The 16709-nt window shown below is 68.9% G+C and carries 14 protein-coding genes; 4 read left to right on the top strand and 10 right to left on the bottom strand.

Going from position 1 to position 16709, the window contains the following annotated elements; genetic code table 11:
• Positions 1-33: 33 nt before the first annotated feature.
• Both LPC10_RS20380 and LPC10_RS20375 read left to right on the top strand, forming a co-directional pair.
• The gene (locus LPC10_RS20380; RefSeq protein WP_231344076.1) at positions 34-1575 is read left to right on the top strand and encodes a DEAD/DEAH box helicase; all 1542 of its coding nucleotides are present in this window, start codon (positions 34-36) and stop codon (positions 1573-1575) included.
• Between the two features lie 145 nt (positions 1576-1720).
• Positions 1721-2785: a GGDEF domain-containing protein gene (locus LPC10_RS20375; RefSeq protein ID WP_231344075.1), complete on the top strand. Its 1065-nt coding sequence runs from the start codon at positions 1721-1723 to the stop codon at positions 2783-2785.
• Between the two features lie 34 nt (positions 2786-2819).
• On the opposite strand, the gene LPC10_RS20370 is transcribed toward LPC10_RS20375, so the two are convergent.
• Entirely contained in the window at positions 2820-3200 is a 381-nt protein-coding gene (locus LPC10_RS20370; RefSeq protein ID WP_108941718.1) for an iron-sulfur cluster assembly accessory protein, read from the bottom strand.
• A gap of 154 nt (positions 3201-3354) precedes the next feature.
• Between LPC10_RS20370 and LPC10_RS20365 the strand changes: the two genes are divergently transcribed.
• Complete coding sequence (locus LPC10_RS20365; protein ID WP_231344074.1) at positions 3355-3945, top strand: Uma2 family endonuclease; 591 nt, start codon at positions 3355-3357, stop codon at positions 3943-3945.
• A 6-nt stretch (positions 3946-3951) separates the two neighbouring features.
• On the opposite strand, the gene LPC10_RS20360 is transcribed toward LPC10_RS20365, so the two are convergent.
• The 7 genes from LPC10_RS20360 to LPC10_RS20330 form a co-directional block, all read right to left on the bottom strand.
• Positions 3952-4335, bottom strand: a complete 384-nt coding sequence (locus LPC10_RS20360; RefSeq protein ID WP_231344073.1) for an SUF system Fe-S cluster assembly protein — start codon at positions 4333-4335, stop codon at positions 3952-3954.
• A 48-nt stretch (positions 4336-4383) separates the two neighbouring features.
• Positions 4384-5607 (bottom strand): cysteine desulfurase, encoded by a 1224-nt coding sequence (locus tag LPC10_RS20355; RefSeq protein WP_231344072.1) that lies wholly within the window; start codon positions 5605-5607, stop codon positions 4384-4386.
• A gap of 56 nt (positions 5608-5663) precedes the next feature.
• Positions 5664-6329, bottom strand: coding sequence for a hypothetical protein (locus LPC10_RS20350; RefSeq protein ID WP_231344071.1), 666 nt, complete (start codon positions 6327-6329; stop codon positions 5664-5666).
• Positions 6308-7630 (bottom strand): SufD family Fe-S cluster assembly protein, encoded by a 1323-nt coding sequence (locus LPC10_RS20345; RefSeq protein WP_231344070.1) that lies wholly within the window; start codon positions 7628-7630, stop codon positions 6308-6310. Before LPC10_RS20345 ends, LPC10_RS20350 begins: the two co-directional genes overlap by 22 nt.
• Positions 7630-8382, bottom strand: coding sequence for a Fe-S cluster assembly ATPase SufC (gene sufC / locus LPC10_RS20340; RefSeq protein ID WP_015824141.1), 753 nt, complete (start codon positions 8380-8382; stop codon positions 7630-7632). Before sufC ends, LPC10_RS20345 begins: the two co-directional genes overlap by 1 nt.
• A gap of 184 nt (positions 8383-8566) precedes the next feature.
• Positions 8567-10036: a Fe-S cluster assembly protein SufB gene (gene sufB, locus LPC10_RS20335; protein WP_231344069.1), complete on the bottom strand. Its 1470-nt coding sequence runs from the start codon at positions 10034-10036 to the stop codon at positions 8567-8569.
• Positions 10037-10140: 104 nt separating this feature from the next.
• Positions 10141-11313: a cysteine desulfurase family protein gene (locus LPC10_RS20330; RefSeq protein WP_231344068.1), complete on the bottom strand. Its 1173-nt coding sequence runs from the start codon at positions 11311-11313 to the stop codon at positions 10141-10143.
• A 257-nt stretch (positions 11314-11570) separates the two neighbouring features.
• Between LPC10_RS20330 and LPC10_RS20325 the strand changes: the two genes are divergently transcribed.
• Positions 11571-12227: an alpha/beta hydrolase gene (locus LPC10_RS20325; protein WP_017484188.1), complete on the top strand. Its 657-nt coding sequence runs from the start codon at positions 11571-11573 to the stop codon at positions 12225-12227.
• A gap of 25 nt (positions 12228-12252) precedes the next feature.
• Here the strand turns inward: LPC10_RS20325 and LPC10_RS20320 are convergent, their stop codons facing one another.
• Together LPC10_RS20320 and LPC10_RS20315 are read right to left on the bottom strand one after the other, a co-directional pair.
• On the bottom strand, positions 12253-12459 hold the full coding sequence (locus LPC10_RS20320) for a hypothetical protein (RefSeq protein WP_231344066.1): 207 nt from the start codon (positions 12457-12459) through the stop codon (positions 12253-12255).
• A 92-nt stretch (positions 12460-12551) separates the two neighbouring features.
• Positions 12552-16658: a Pls/PosA family non-ribosomal peptide synthetase gene (locus tag LPC10_RS20315; RefSeq protein WP_231344065.1), complete on the bottom strand. Its 4107-nt coding sequence runs from the start codon at positions 16656-16658 to the stop codon at positions 12552-12554.
• Positions 16659-16709 lie beyond the last annotated feature (51 nt).

Below are 16709 nucleotides of genomic sequence, written 5' to 3'. Positions count from 1 at the left end.
CACTCCACGCGCGCAAATGGTTTCCCACACCCGATGTCTTTCGCCGATCTTGGACTGAGTGACAAGGTACTCCAAGCCGTCTCCGCCGCCGGCTACACCGAGCCGACGCCGATCCAGGCCCAGGCGATCCCGCACGTGCTCGCCCGGCGCGACGTGCTCGGCATCGCCCAGACCGGCACCGGCAAGACCGCGGCCTTCACTCTGCCGATGCTGACCATGCTGGAGACCGGCCGGGCGCGGGCGCGGATGCCGCGCACGCTGATCCTGGAGCCGACCCGCGAACTCGCCGCCCAGGTCGAGGAAAATTTCGAGCGCTACGGCACCAACCACAAGCTCAACGTGGCGCTGATCATCGGCGGCGTCTCCTTCGCCGACCAGGATGCCAAGCTCACCCGCGGCACCGACGTGCTGATCGCGACGCCGGGGCGCCTGCTCGACCATTTCGAGCGCGGCAAGCTGCTGCTCACCGGCGTCGAACTCCTCGTCATCGACGAGGCCGACCGGATGCTCGACATGGGCTTCATTCCCGATATCGAGCGCATCGTGAAGATGGTGCCGTTCACGCGCCAGACCCTGTTCTTCTCCGCCACCATGCCGCCGGAGATCGAGCGGCTGGCGGACATGTTCCTGTCGAATCCGCAGCGGGTCGAGGTGGCACGGCCCTCCTCCACCGCCACGACGATCGAGCAGCGCCTCGTGGCGACGGGGCCGGAGGGGCACGAGAAGCGCAAGGTGCTGCGCCATCTCATCCGCTCGGCGAACGAGTTGCAGAACGGCATCATCTTCTGCAACCGCAAGCGCGACGTGGCGCTGCTGCAGAAGTCCCTGGCGAGCCACGGCTTCAACGTCGCCGCGCTTCACGGCGACATGGACCAGCGCGCCCGCACCGCGGCGCTCGACGGCTTCCGCAGCGGCGAGGTTCCGCTGCTCGTGGCCTCCGACGTCGCCGCCCGCGGCCTCGACATCCCCGCCGTGAGCCACGTCTTCAACTTCGACGTGCCGCACCATCCCGAGGATTACGTCCACCGGATCGGGCGGACGGGCCGCGCCGGACGCGCCGGCAACGCCTTCACTCTGGCCAACCGCGCCGACGAGCGCTCGCTCTCGGCGATCGAGAGCCTGATCGGCCGGCCGATCGCGTGGCTCGACGGCGACCTCGCGAGCCTGCCCGAGGACGCGGATGGCGACGAGCCCCGCCGCCGCCGCGGCAGCCGGCGGGCCAAGGGCACCGAGCGTGGACCTGAGCGGGGGCCCGAGCGCGGCGCCGAGAAGGGGAGCGAGCGGGCCACAGAGCGGTCGAGCGAGCGCCGTTCGCGCGGCAGCCGGCGCCCGGCCTCCGATCGCGGCGAGGACACGCGGCGCGAGGAAATCCGGCGCGACGACACCCGGCGTGCCCCGATCCGCGAGCCAGAGCCGGTTTCCCCGGCCCGGGAGCCCGCGCGCAGCGCCCCCGATCGGTCCCGCTCCGAGCGCCGTCCCCCGCGCCGCGACGAGGACGACGACACGCCGGTCGGCCTCGGCTCGCACGTGCCGGCCTTCCTGCTGAAGCCGACTGGGTTCGGGAAGAGCAAGTAGCCCTCCCCGGACATCATCGCTGACGGTGGCAGCGGCGGGCGTATTCCGCGCCCGCCTTAACGTCCTGGCGAGGTTCTGAAGCGACACTCAGGCTGAGTGGACGACAGGGGCGGCGTGCCCCGTCCGCAGGAGCCTACGTCACCGGATGAGCCACGGCCCCGATCTCGACCGTGATCGCAGTTTCGTCCTTGCGCAGCGCAGCTTCGAGCTGATGCGCGACTACTGCGCCTGCGCCACGCCGCGGGCCTACGCGGTCTGGTATCTCTACGCGTCGGGCACGCAGCCGCTGATGAACGACGCGATCAAGCGGCTCACGGCGCAGAACGGCACGCTGACGAACACCGACATCGAGAGCCTGCACGACACCTATATCGACGGGCGCCGGCTCGCCGTGGAGGTGGACCGGATGAATTCGAGCCTCATCGCTGAGGTCGAGGGCATCATGGAGATGATCGAGGTCTCGATCCGCTCCACCGCCCAATACGGCGAGTCGCTCCAGGCCCTGTCCCAGGACATCGCCAACACGGCGACCACCCGGACGCGTCTGCGCGAGATCGTCACGATGATCATCGCCAACACCCGCGACGTGACCGCCAACAACCGCACCCTCGAAGCGCGGATGCGGGAGAGCCGCAGCGAGATCGAGGGCCTGCGCGAGACGCTCGAGGCGGCCCGCCTGGAGAGTCTGACCGATGCCCTGACGGGTCTTGGCAACCGCAAGAGCTTCGAGACGGCCCTGCACCGCGCCTGCGACGCGTCGCAGGCCGGAGGCCGGCCGACGAGCCTGATCGTCATCGACATCGACTATTTCAAGCGATTCAACGACCTCTACGGCCATCTGACCGGGGATCAGGTACTGCGCCTCGTCGCCATCGTCATGCGCGAGCATGTGGGGCAGCCGGGCGCGACGCTCGCCCGCTTCGGCGGCGAGGAATTCGGCATCGTCCTGCCGGAGACGGACCTGGTCGAGGCCCGCGCCGTCGCGGAACGGGTGCGCACCAGCGTCACCGGTCGCGAATTGGTGAAGCGCTCGACCGGTGAATCGCTCGGCAAAGTCACGGTGTCGCTCGGCGTCGCCACCCGCCGCGAGGACGACAACGCCGTCTCGCTGCTGGAGCGGGCGGATGCCTGCCTGTTCGCCGCCAAGCGCGCCGGCCGCAACCGCACCCTCGACGAGACCGAGGCGGGGCCTTTACGCGACGTGGCGTGAGATCAGGGGCGGGCGGGGCGCCCGCCCGCGCCGATCAGGCCGGGACGGCCGCGCCGAGCCGGTCCGGAGTCGCGGGCGTGATCGCCACGGACTCGCCGCAGCCGCAGGCCGAGGTCTGGTTCGGGTTGTTGAACACGAACTGCGACGACAGCTTGGTCGTCTGGAAGTCCATCTCGGTGCCGAGCAGGAACAGCACCGCCTTGGGGTCGATGAACACGGTCACGCCCCGGTCCTCGATCGCGTCCTCGCCGGGTTTGCGCGCCTCGGCATATTCCATCGTGTAGGACATGCCGGCGCAGCCGCCGTTCTTCACGCCGACGCGCAAGCCGGCGATCGGCTTCTCCGCATCGGCCATGATCGCCTTCAGCCGATCCGCGGCGCGGTCGGTCAGCGTGATCACCTTGAAACCTGACATTGGGGTCTCTCTCCTGCGGCCGGGTTCAAGGCCCGGGCGGGTGAGTTTTCGGGTCTTTCAAGAGATAAGCACTCCGCCGCCACCGGTCCACCGGGCCCCTCCGCGCACGGATCGATTGCAGCCGTGCTATGCTGAATCGGTGACGGAGGATGCGATGGCCGATCCTGCGCGGCCGATGACGCCGGACGCGTTCTTCGCGTGGCAATCAGTTCAGGAGGGTCTCTACGAACTCGTCGACGGCGTGCCGGTACCGCATGAGAAGATGACGACCGGGGCCGGCGCTCAGCACGACCGCGCCGTCGTCAACCTCATCGCGACGCTTCACGCTCCATTGCGCGGAAGCGGCTGCCGCCCGACCGCCGACGATCTTGCGCTGCGCACGAGCATCGCCACGATCCGTCGTCCCGACGTGACGGTGGTGTGCAGCGAACTCGTCCGCGATCCCTACGAGAACCGCTTACCGCGTCTGGTCGTGGAGGTGCTGTCACCCTCCACCACCAACATCGACCGCTTCCGCAAGCCCGACGAGTACCGGCGCCATCCGAGCCTCGCCTACATCCTCCTCGTCGAGACACGCTTTCCCAGCGCCGTGCTCTACCGGCGCGAGGGCGACGCTTGGGCCGAGGAGAACTTCGAGGGCCTCGACGCCGTGATCGCGCTGCCCGCCATCGGCGCACAACTCGCGCTGGCGGACATCGACGAGGATGTCAGTTTCGAGCCAGGCCGCCCGATTCTGGCGCGCTGAGGCGCGCTACCACATGTCGAGCGCGACGCGGGCCTCGTCGGACATCCGGCTCTGGTCCCACGGCGGATCGAATACCATGGTGACGGAGCAGGACTGCACGCCCGGCACCGCCGAGACCGCGTTCTCGACCCAGCCCGGCATCTCGCCGGCCACGGGGCAGCCCGGCGCGGTCAGCGTCATGTCGATCAGCACCCGCCGGTCGTCCTCGATCTGCACCCGGTAGATCAGGCCGAGTTCGTAGATGTCGGCAGGGATCTCGGGGTCGTAGACGGATTTCAGCGCCGCGACGATGTCGTCGGTCAGGCGGTCGATTTCTTCCGCGGGAATTGCGGAGGCCGCCGCGAGGGCCGGGGTGTTGGTGCCCCCGGTGATGGTGGCGTCTGCGCTCATCGGATCACTCCTTCCGGCCCCCATCACGGCGGCCGAAACTCTCAAAAATCAGGCGAACAGCATCTCGGCCTTGGCCAGGGCCTCGGCGAGGGCGTCGATCTCTTGCGTCGTATTATACAGGCCGAACGAGGCGCGACAGGTCGAGGTCACACCGAAACGCGCCAGCAGCGGCATGGCGCAGTGGGTGCCGGCCCGCACCGCCACGCCCTGGCGGTCGATCACTGTGGCGATGTCGTGGGCATGCGCGCCCTTCACCTCGAAGGCGATGACGCCGCCCTTGTCGCGGGAATTACCGATCTGGCGGATCGAATTCATCGCGCCGAGGCGCTCCTGGGCGTAGGCCGTCAACCGCGCCTCGTGGGCGGCAATGTTCTCGCGCCCGAGCGTCATCATGAATTCCAGCGCCGCGCCGAGACCGACCGCCTCGATGATCGCCGGCGTGCCCGCCTCGAAGCGGTGCGGCGGGTCGTTATAGGTGATCGTGTCCTGGCTCACCGTGCGGATCATCTCGCCGCCGCCCTGGTAGGGGGGCAGCCGGTCGAGCCACTCCTTCTTGCCGTAGAGCACGCCGATGCCGGTCGGCCCGTAGACCTTGTGGCCGGTGAAGACGAAGAAGTCGCAATCGAGCGCGCGCACGTCGACCGGGCGGTGCACCGCGCTCTGCGCGCCGTCGAGCAGCACCGGCACGCCATGGGCGTGGGCGATGCGCACGATCTCCTCGGCCGGCGTCACCGTGCCGAGCACGTTCGACATGTGGGTGATCGCCACCATCTTGGTGCGCGGGCTGAACAGTCTTTCGAATTCTTCGACCAGGAAATTGCCGTCGTCGTCCACCGGCGCCCACTTGATGACGGCGCCGCGCCGCTCGCGCAGAAAGTGCCAGGGCACGATGTTGGAGTGATGCTCCATGATCGAGAGGATGATCTCGTCCCCCTCCCCGATCAGCCCGGCCCAGCCCATGGAGGAAGCCACGAGGTTGTAGGCTTCCGTCGCGTTGCGGGTGAAGATGATCTCGTCGGTGGAGGCCGCGTTGAGGAACTGGCGCGTGGTCTCGCGGGCACCCTCGAACCCTTCGGTCGCGGCATTGGCCATGTAGTGCAGGCCGCGATGGACGTTGGCGTAGCCGGTCTCCATGCAGGAGACCATGGCGTCGATCACCGCCCGCGGCTTCTGCGTGGAGGCGGCATTGTCGAGATAGACCAGCGGCTTGCCGTAGACCGTCTGCGAAAGAATCGGAAATTCCTTCCGGATCGCTTCGACGTCGTAGCTCATGGTGCCTCGATCGGTGCCCAGTGCGTTCATAGCGGGTGCGTTCATGGCAAATACATTCACGGCGTCAGTCCCTCGGCGAGGCCGACGGCGTCTTCGTGGATCAACGTCACGGAGAGGCCGGCGATGGCTGCCGCGATCGCGACGGATGCGAGAATCGTCGAGCCCAGCGCGAGGCCGGTGCACGCTCGGGGATCGAGACCTGTGACCTCGGACAGGCAGAGGCCGGCAAAGGCCGTCCACAGGCCCAGCATCAGAATCCCGCCGATGATGTCGAATCCGGTGAGGAAGGACATCAGACCGACGGCCAGGACCGGAAGCGTCGAGACCCAGCTCGCGACCGCGACCACCGAGCGCAAGGCCGCGAACGGGGGCTTGGCGGGGCTCGGCCGCGTGAACAGCCACAGCGTTCCGACCACCCCGCCGTAGAGGAGAAGCAGAACCGCGAGGAGGCCGACGCCCCACACGGCGACCTCCCCGAGTGAGACCGCAAGGGTCGCCTTGTCCGCGGCCTGCGCGGCGACGAAGCGCGGAAAGCCGTCCTCGGCCGGATCGACCAGCACGACGAGGGCGCCGGAGACGATGACGAGGCCGAGCCGCGTCCCCTCGCCGATCCCCCTGGCCTCGCGCATCGCTGCCCGCGGCCATCGCCAGCCGAGCGCCAGATGGCGCCCGGCCGTCGCAACGTCGTAGCGGTCCCCGCTCACCCCCGGGACGCCAGCCACGCCTCGATCCCGCCGATCAGCGCGTCGCGCGCGCCCTCGTGCGTGACCGTCTCCACCGCCTCGCCGACGAAGGCCTGGACCAGCAGGCTCTCGGCGGTGGCGCGCGGCAGGCCGCGGGCCATGAGGTAGAACAGCAAATCCTCGTCCGGCGCACCGCAGGTGGCGCCGTGGCCGCAGGCGACGTCGTCGGCGAAGATCTCCAACTCCGGCTTGTTCATCATCTGACCGTCATCGGTCAGGAGCAGGCAGTCGGACTTCATCTTGCCGTCGGTCTGCTGCGCGACCTGGCGGACGATGATCTTACCCTGGAACACGCCGGTGGAATCGCCGTCGATCACCGTCTTGAACATCTCGCGGCCCACCCCCCCGGTCGCCGCATGATCGGCGAGCAGGGTCGAGTCGGCGAGTTGGCCGTGGCCCAGCAGCGTCGCGCCGTTGACGACCGCGTTGGCGTCCTCGCCCGCGATGTGCAGGTAGATCTGGTGACGCGAGAGCTTGGCCCCGGTCACGAGGTTGACGGTCTCGAGCTGCGCCCGCGCGTCGAGGCGCACGGACAGCGTCGAGAGGGCGATGGCCGCATCGCCTTCCCGGTTGAGCCGGGTGTGGCGGAAGGCGGCCTCGGCGCCGATATGCACATCGAGCGCGTCGTTGGGCTGGTAGGTCAGCCCGGACGGGCCCTCGTGGCTCTCCAGCAGGAAGAACTCGGCCCCGGCGCCGACCTCGACCAGAACGCGGGTCGCGGTCGAGAAGGCAGCCTCTCCCGTGCCGATGAAGCGCAGATGCACGGGCGTCGCCGGCTTGGCGCCGGGGGCGACCGAGATCAGCGCGCCGTCCGCCAGGAAGGCGGTGTTGAGCTGGTAGATCGGGTTCTCGCGCACCTGCTCGACGGGGGCGAGCAGCTTGAGGCGTGCGTCGGCCTGCGCCAGCGCGTCATTGAGCGGCGTGACGGTCACGCCCTCGGGCACCCGATCGAGATCCGACAGGGCGGCCACGAGATGGCCGTTGACGAAGGTCAGGCGCACGGCCTCGACCGCGGCGAAGCCCTGGGCGCCCGCGGCAGCGGACCGGGCGGCGTCCTCGGACGGCGCTTGCGCCGGCGGGGCGGCCTCGGTGATGGCGGCGCGCAAGTCGGTGTACTTGAACGCCTCGACCCGGCGGCTCGGCAGGCCGGTCGCCTCGAAGAAGCGGAACGCCTCCTCGCGGCTGATCGCGGACTCGCTGGCGAAGGCCTTACGCGAGGACTCGAACAGCTTCGACAGCCCGGCCTCGGCGGGGGAGCGGAGATTGGTGACGTCGGCCATTACGCAGCCTCGCTCGTGCGGTACTCGGCGTAGCCGGAGGCCTCGAGCTCCAGCGCCAGCTCCTTGCCGCCGGTCTTCACGATCTGGCCCTTCGACATGACGTGCACAGTGTCGGGCACGATGTGGTTGAGGAGCCGCTGGTAATGGGTGATGACGAGGAACGAACGCCCCTGCGCCCGCAGCGCGTTCACGCCCTCGGAGACGATGCGCAGCGCGTCGATGTCGAGGCCGGAATCGGTCTCGTCGAGGACGCAGAACTTCGGCTGCAGGAGCGCCATCTGGAGGATCTCCATGCGCTTCTTCTCGCCGCCGGAGAAGCCGACATTGAGCGCGCGCTTGAGCATCTCCTTGTTGATCTCGAGCTTGTCGGCCGCCGCGTTGACCGCGCGGATGAAGTCGGGGGTCGAGAGCTCGGTCTCTCCGCGCGCCTTGCGCTGGGCGTTGAGGCAGGCCTTGAGGAAGGTCATCGTGCCCACGCCCGGAATCTCCAGCGGGTACTGGAAGGCCAGGAAGATGCCGGCGGCGGCGCGCTCGTCGGCCGCCATCTCCAACACGTTCTGCCCGTCGAGCAGGATCTCGCCGTCGAGGACCTCGTAGTCCTCCTTGCCGGCGATGACGTAGGAGAGCGTCGACTTGCCCGAGCCGTTCGGGCCCATGATCGCGGCGACCTCGCCGTCGTTCACGGTGAGGTTCAGGCCGTTGAGGATGCGGTTGTCCTCGATCTGCACGACGAGGTTTTTGATTTCCAGCATGTCTTCGTAGTCCTGTTTGATTCCGGTGTTTTCCCTCCCCCCTCTGCGGGGGAGGGTGGCCCGCGTCAGCGGGTCGGGAGAGGGGAGCGCCGCATCCGGAGAGGTCGCTCCCCTCTCCCGCCTGCTTCGCAGGCACCCTCCCCCGCAGAGGGGGGAGGGACATTCGTTCTGCCTGTGGAAGCCGTCAGCCCACCGAACCTTCGAGGCTGATCGAGATCAGCTTCTGGGCCTCGACCGCGAACTCCATCGGCAGCTGCTGCAGCACGTCGCGGACGAAGCCGTTGACGATGAGTGCGGTCGCCTCCTCCTCGGAGAGGCCGCGCTGCAGGCAGTAGAACTTCTGGTCCTCGGAGATCTTCGAGGTGGTGGCCTCGTGCTCGAACACCGCGCTGGCGTTCTTCGACTCGATGTAGGGCACGGTGTGCGCGCCGCACTGATCGCCGATCAGGAGCGAGTCGCAGTTGGTGAAGTTGCGCGCGCCCTTGGCCTTCTTGTGGGCCGAGACGAGACCCCGGTAGGTGTTCTGCGAGCGGCCGGCCGAGATGCCCTTCGAGATGATCCGGCTGGTCGTGTTCTTGCCGAGATGGATCATCTTGGTGCCGGAATCGACCTGCTGCATGCCGTTCGATACCGCGATCGAGTAGAACTCGCCCCGGGAATCGTCACCGCGCAGGATGCAGGACGGGTACTTCCAGGTGATCGCCGAGCCGGTCTCGACCTGCGTCCACGAGATCTTCGAGCGGGCGCCGCGGCAATCGCCGCGCTTCGTCACGAAGTTGTAGATGCCGCCCTTGCCCTCGTTGTCGCCGGGGTACCAGTTCTGGACGGTCGAGTACTTGATCTCGGCATCCTCCAGGGCGACGAGCTCGACCACCGCGGCGTGGAGCTGGTTGTCGTCGCGCTTCGGGGCGGTGCAGCCCTCCAGATACGAGACGTAGGACCCCTTGTCGGCGATGATGAGCGTGCGCTCGAACTGGCCGGTATCGCGCTCGTTGATGCGGAAATAGGTCGACAGCTCCATCGGGCAGCGCACGCCCGGCGGGATGTAGACGAACGACCCGTCGGAGAAGACCGCCGAGTTCAGGGTCGCGAAGAAGTTGTCGGTCACCGGCACGACCGAGCCGAGATACTTCTTCACGAGGTCCGGGTACTCGCGGATGGCCTCGGAGATCGGCATGAAGATCACGCCGGCCTTCTCCAGCTCCTTGCGGAAGGTGGTCGCCACCGAGACCGAGTCGAACACCGCATCGACCGCTACGCGGCGCTCGGGCGCGATGCCTTCCAGCATCTCGACTTCGCGCAGCGGGATGCCGAGCTTCTCGTAGGTCTTCAGGATCTCGGGATCGATGTCGTCGAGCGATTCCGGGCCCTTACGCTTCGGCGCAGCGTAGTAATAGATGTTGTTGTAATCGACCCGGTCGTACTCGACCCGCGCCCATTCCGGCTCCTTCATGGTGAGCCAGCGCTTGTAGGCGTCGAGGCGCCATTCGAGCATCCATTCCGGCTCGTTCTTCTTGGCCGAGATGAAGCGGATCACGTCCTCGGAGAGGCCCTTCTCGGACTTCTCCATCTCGATCACGGTCTCGAAGCCGTACTTGTACTGATCGATGTCGATCGAACGAACCCGATCAATGGTCTCCTGCACTGCAGGCATTCAACGTCTCCTACCGACTCCGGCGTCAAGGACCGGGGGTTTCCAATGAAACGGCGGGGTGAGCGCCGAAAAAAATGGCTTGGGCGGGCGGCGCTGAGCGTTCCTCAGGCTGCCTGCCCTCGCCGCTGATATAGGGACGAAACGACCCGTTCGAACCCCGAAACGAAGCGTGACGGGTCATCGGCACGCGAATTCCACCCGAAGCTGACGCGCAGCGCCCCCGCGGCAAGCGCAGGGCTCACGCCCATCGCCGCGAGTACGGGGGAGCGGGCCACCTTGCCCGAGGCGCAGGCCGACCCCGACGAAACGGCCAGGCCGGCGAGATCGAGGGCGATCAGCGCCGTCGCGGCCTCCAACTCCGGCACGGCGAAGAGGAGGGTGTTGGGCAGGCGCGGCGCGCCCTCCCCGAACACCACGAGGTCCGGAGCGAGCGCTCGCAGGCGTCCTTCGAGGGCATCGCGCAGTCCCGCGAGCCGCGTCGCCTCGGCTCCCAGGGCATCCTGGGCGATCATCGCCGCCTCGCCCAGGCCGACGATCCCCGAAAGGTTCTCGGTGCCGCCGCGCAGGCGCGCCTCCTGGCCGCCGCCGCGCAGGAAGGCCGCCTCCAGGCTCACCCCCTCGGCCAGCACCATCGCGCCGACGCCTTTCGGGGCGGCGAACTTGTGGCCCGACAGGGTCAGGGCATCGAGGCCGAGCGCGGAAAAGTCGAGCGGGATCTTGCCGACCGCCTGCACCGCATCGCTGTGAACCAGGGCCCGTCCGTGGACGCGGGCACGCCGCACGATCTCGGCCAGCGGCTGCACCACCCCGGTCTCGTTGTTGGCCGCATGGACCGAGATCAGCACGGTCTCGTCACGAAGAGCGTCGAGTCGGGCCGCGAGGACGTCGAGCCGCAGCAGGCCGTGACCATCCACCGGCAGCACCTCGACCGCCTCCGGCGCGAAGCGGTGGCCCGCGGTGACGCAGGGATGCTCGGTGGCCGAGATCATCAGCCGGGTGGGGGCAGGCAGGCCGGTCTTGCGCAGGGCGCCGGAGAGCACGGCGTTGGCGGCTTCCGTACCGCCGCTGGTGAAGGTGACGCGCTCCGGATCGGCGCCGAGCAGGGCGGCGAGCCGTGCCCGCGCCGTTTGCAGCGCCTGACGCGCCGCGCGGCCCTCGGCGTGGATCGAGGAGGGATTGCCGGGCAGTTCGAGGGCGCGCGCGACCGCCGCCGCGACTTCCGGACGCACCGGAGAGGTCGCGTTGTGATCGAGATAGCTGCGCCCGCCTGCTGTCATCCTGCCGTTTCGCTCCGTATCGTCCTGCCAGATCCTGATTTTCTTGATTTCGCCCCCCTCCCCCGTGCTAAGCCGCGCGAAACGCGCTCTTGCACCGCAGGTCGAGGCTCGACGAACAGTTTAGAATAGTTCTAATCGCCTAGAATTATTCTAAGAGCGCTTGTAGGTGGCGCGCGCAACGAGTCAAGCCGTGACCGGCTCAGCCCCCACGCCTTCGCGAAAGCGCGGGGTGAGAGTCGGATCATCTCGAGGACACCATGCCCGAAGTCATTTTCTCCGGCCCCGCCGGCCGTCTGGAAGGCCGCTACCAGGCCCCCAAGAAGAAGGGGGCGCCGATCGCGATCGTGCTCCACCCGCACCCCCAGTTCGGGGGCACGATGAACAATCAGATTGTGTACAATCTTTTCTATACCTTCGCCAATCGCGGTTTCGCGGCCCTGCGCTTCAACTTCCGCGGGGTCGGCCGCAGCCAGGGCGCATTCGACCACGGCTCGGGTGAGCTGTCCGACGCGGCTGCGGCGCTGGACTGGGTGCAGTCGGTCAATCCGGAGGCGAAGTCCTGCTGGATTGCGGGCGTGTCGTTCGGCTCGTGGATCGGCATGCAGTTGCTGATGCGTCGCCCCGAGATCGAGGGGTTCATCTCGATCGCCGCCATGGCCAACCGCTACGACTTCACCTTCCTGGCGCCCTGCCCCTCCTCCGGCCTGTTCGTGCACGGCTCGGAAGACCGGGTGGCCCCGGCGCGCGAGGTGATCCCGGTGATCGAGAAGGTGAAGACGCAGAAGGGCGTCATCATCGAGCACCAGATGGTCGAGGGCGCCAACCACTTCTTCGACGGCAAGGTCGACGAGTTGACCCAGACGGTCGACACCTATCTCGACAAGCGCCTCGGGGCGAAGACCGAGGCGGCGTAACAACGAAGAGGCCCCGCGGCGATCGTCAGCCTTTGACGGTCGCCGTGAAGTCGGATCGCTGCTCGACACGGCAGGCGCGCAGATCGCGCATGGAGGCCGGACACCACGGCAGGGCTTTCAGCGCCGTGATTGCGGCGAACAGCTTCGCGAGATCCTCGTTCTGGCCGACGTGGAGGCTGCCCTGAATCCACTCCCGGCTCAGGAAGAGCGCCTGGCTCTTCGCGTCAAGCATGGTGTCCCCGAAATCGCCGGCTCGGATGATGCGCCGAGGATGAGCCGGCGGCATCGCACGACATGCCTGCGGCGGCGAGACGGGGCGGCCACTCACGCCGCCCGCGCCACCGGCTCCGCGACCGCGTGCACCACCGGCACGGCAGGCGCGCCCTCCCATTCCGAATGCGCCGGAATCGACTCGCCCTTCATCACGATGGTGAGCGGGCGCAGCCGCGCGTAGTCGCCGACATGGCTGTCGTAGAGGACGGTGGAGAAGGCCCCGACCGAGACGCCGCGCCCGACCACGACGCGGCCGACCTTCATGATGCGGTCCTCGTAGAGGTGGGTCTGGAGCGCCGCCGAGCGGTTGATGGTGACGTAATCGCCGATCTCGACGCAGTCGAACTCGGTGATGTCGGTCATCAGCAGGCAGGCGCCCCGGCCCACCTTCACGCCGAACAGCCGCAACACCCAGGGCAGGAAGGGCGTGCCGGTCAGGTGCTCCAGGAGCACCTTGCCGGCCAAGCCCCAGTAGGCCACCGCGATCGCCTCGGTGCGCATCGCCCACCACGACCACATCGGCCGCATGCCGGGGCGGTAGCGCCCCATCAGCAGCCATTTGAGGGCGATGACGCTGCTCGTCTGGATCAGCGCGATGATCACGCTCGCGAGCACGAAGGCGAGCGCCAGCCCGCCCCAATCCTCGGCGAGGATCGCCGGGTAGAACACCCAGTCGATCGCGCAGATGGCAAGCGAGATGTAGAGCATCGGCGAGAACGAGGTGGCGAAGGCCTCGAACAGGCCGCGCCGGAGCTTGGCCCCCACGCTCGGCTGGAAAGTCTGTGCGGCGGATCCGAGATCGACCTTCTGGCGCACCGGCAGGCGGATCGGCGGCGAGCCGAACCACGTCTCGCCCGGCCCCATCGCCGCGTTGGCCGGCGGCTTCGACTTGATGCCGATCAGCACGTCGTCGGGCAGCCGCGTGCCCGGCGGCAGCACGCCGTCATTGCCGACGAAGACGCGGGCGCCGGTCTCGACGGTGTGAAGGTGCATCCAGCCGCGGCGGATCTCCTCCTCGCCGACCACCACCTCGTCGGCGATGAAGTTGTTGGGCCCGACCGAGACGAGGTCGTGGCGCGAGCCGAGATTGGTCGAGATCTCGGCGCCCCGCCCCATGCGCGCGCCCATCAGCCGGTACCACGCCCGCATATAGACGGTGGCGAACAGCGAGGAGAGCGTCTCCAGCGTCACCTCGGAGGCGAGCGCCACCAGCCACTTGCGCAGGTAGAAGCCCGACCAGATCGAGTAGGTGCCGGAGGTCTTCCGCGGCAGCACCGCCCAGCGGATCGCGGCGATGAGCAGCACCGTGCCCGCCGTCATCAGCATGGCGGTGGGCCAGGTCAGCAGCGGCAGGTAGACGTGGTAATCGACGTCGGTGATCTCCGAGAGGTGATCGGAGATCTGGTCAAACATGTAGAAGGCCGGGAAGATCGGCAGCAGGCCGACCGCCGGCACCGCCGCGAGCAGGAAGGCGTAGACGGCGCCGAAGGCCGCCCGCCGCGCCGGAGAGGCGGTGGCGGGCTCGGGCAGCGCGGAGAAGTCGACGGTGCCGACCCGGCGGCCGGGCGAGCCGTCCCAGGCCTCGGCCGGGCCGATCTCGGTGCCGGCGGGCACGGTGGTGAGGTCGGCGATCTCGGCATGATCCCCGATCACCGCGCCGGGGCCGATGACGCAGGAGGCGCCGATGGCGACATCCTCGCCGATCTCGACGGAGCCGATGACGAGTTCGTTGCCGACCACCTCGGCATTGGCGATGACGAGGCGCCCGCCGAGCGAGGATCCGCGGCCGACGGTGAGGAGGTCGGCAGCCCCCACGTCGAGGTCGGAGACCAGCACGTCGTCGCCGATCTTCGCACCGAGCAGCCGCAGATAGGCGACGATGGCGGGTGAGCCCTGGAGCCACTTGATATGGACCAGCGGCGTCAGGCGCTGCGCCAGCCACCAGCGGTAATAATAGACGCCCCAGAGCGGGTAGCGGCCCGGTTTGGTCCGCCCGAGGATCAGCCATTTGGCGGCAATCGCGATCGCCGCCGTCACCGCGTTGATGCCGATATAGACGAGCAGCAGGACGCCGAGCTCACCCCAGAAGCCTAAGCCCCCGCCGGTCAGCAGCAGGTAGGTGACGAAGATGCCGAGCCACTGCGCGGTGGCAAGCGCGATGACGAACGGGAGAGCCGCCGCCTGGGCCAGCCCGCACAGGGCGCGCCGCAGGAGCGGGGGCGGCGTGAAGCTCAGGTCCCGGATCGCGGTCTGCGCGCCGACGCCGCCGGTGCGCTCGATCAGACCCGCCGCCATCGCCCGCAGCGTGCGGCCGGTATAGACGTCCTGCAGGGTGATGCCGGCGAGCGCGGGCGTCGCGCGCACCGCGCCGACGAAGCGGGCGGCGAGCAGCGAGTGGCCGCCGAGTTCGGAGAAGAAGTCGGCCTCAAGCCCGATCGGCCCATCGCCGAACACCGTCTTGGCGGCGGCCAGAAGCGCGGCCTCGGTCTCGTTGTCGGGGGCCTCCTGCTCGCCCTCCGTCGTCGCGACGGTGAGAGGGGCAATCCGCAGGGCCTTGCGGTCGACCTTGCCGGAGGTGAGCCGGGGCAGGGTCTCGACCGTCTCGAAATGGCCGGGCACCATGTAGGGCGGCATCTGCGCGGCCAGGCTCTTGCGGAGCGCCGCCCGGTCGAGCCCGGCGCCGCGCTCGGGCACGAGGAAGGCCACGAGGCGATCGACCTCGTCGTCGCGGCGCAGGATCACCGCCGCCTGGTTGATGCCCGCCTCGCCCCGGATGCGGGCCTCGATCTCGCCGAGTTCGACGCGAAAGCCACGGATCTTGACCTGATCGTCGATGCGGCCGTGGAAGACGATATCGCCCTCCGCCGTCATCGAGACGGCGTCGCCCGAGCGGTACAGCACCGGGTCGGTCCCGTCGGACGGGTAGGGGTTGGCGACGAATTTTTCCGCCGTCAGTTCGGGCCGCTTGAGATAGCCCGCCGCGACGCCGGGACCGCCGATCAGCAACTCGCCTTGCTCGCCGGGGCGCAGCAGGTTCAGCGCCTCGTCGGCGACGTAGACCGAATAATTCGGGATCGGGCCGCCGATGGTGACGGGCCGGCCCGGCCGCATCTCGGCCGCGGTCGCCACCACGGTGGCTTCCGTCGGGCCGTAGGTGTTGAACAGGCGCCGCTCACCGGTCGCCCAGCGCGCCACCAGCGGCTCCGGCAAGGCCTCGCCCCCGAGCAGGACGAGGCGGACACTCGGCAGGTCGCCGGGAATCATCGCAAGCAGCGTCGGCACCGTGTCGAGCACGGTGATGCCGGCCTGCGCGATGATCGCGGGGAGCGACTCGACGTCGCCCATCATCGCGGGGCTCGCCACGAACAGGCAGGCGCCGACGAGGTAGGGGACCCAGATCTCCTCCATCGAGAGATCGAAGGCCACCGAGGCGCCCTGGAACACCACGTCGTCGGCGCGCAGGCCGTAGACGGCGTTGCCCGAGCGCAGGAAGTGGCAGATGTTGGCGTGGCTGATGACGATGCCCTTCGGCACGCCGGTCGAACCCGAGGTGTAGATCAGGTAGGCCGGGTGCGCCGGGGTCAGTCCGGCGGCGTCGAGATCGGGCGCAGAGGCGCCCTGCCCCGCCGCCAGCACCTCAGACGTCGTCAGCGCGGGCGTGCCCTCCGGCGCCTGGGGGCGCAGCGCCTCCGAGACGAGGAGCGCCTTGGCCTCGGCATCCCCCAGGCAGACCGCGACGCGGTCGGCGGGCGCCTCGGCGTCGAAGGGGAGCCAGGCGGCGCCCGATTTGGCGATGCCGATCTGCGCGATCAGCAGTTCGGTGCCGCGGGCCATCCAGAGGCCCACCACATCCCCCGGGCCGATGCCGCGGGTGGACAGCCCGGCGGCGATGGCGTCGGAGCGGGCATCGACCTGCGCGTAGGTCAGGACCGGGCGGGGTCCGTCCGCGCCGGGCGCGGCGGCATCGATCAGGCAGGGCGCCTCGGCCCGCTCCCGCGCGCTCGCCCGGAACAGGGCGGCGAGCGTCTCCCGTCGGATCAGGTCGGGACGCGCGGCCCCCCGCAGGACGGCCCGGCCGTCGCGGCTCCCGCCCGGCCCCTCGTCGTGCCGCCCCGCCTCGGCGAGACCGCCCCTCCGATGCTCTGCTGCCGATTCCACGTGCTGCCCATTCCCGGATCGGTCGAACCTTGCGCCGACGCTCACGGCGCG

The organism is Methylorubrum sp. B1-46, assembly GCF_021117295.1.
In the GTDB taxonomy this organism is placed as follows: domain Bacteria; phylum Pseudomonadota; class Alphaproteobacteria; order Rhizobiales; family Beijerinckiaceae; genus Methylobacterium.
This window is presented reverse-complemented; position numbering and strand designations above follow the sequence as displayed.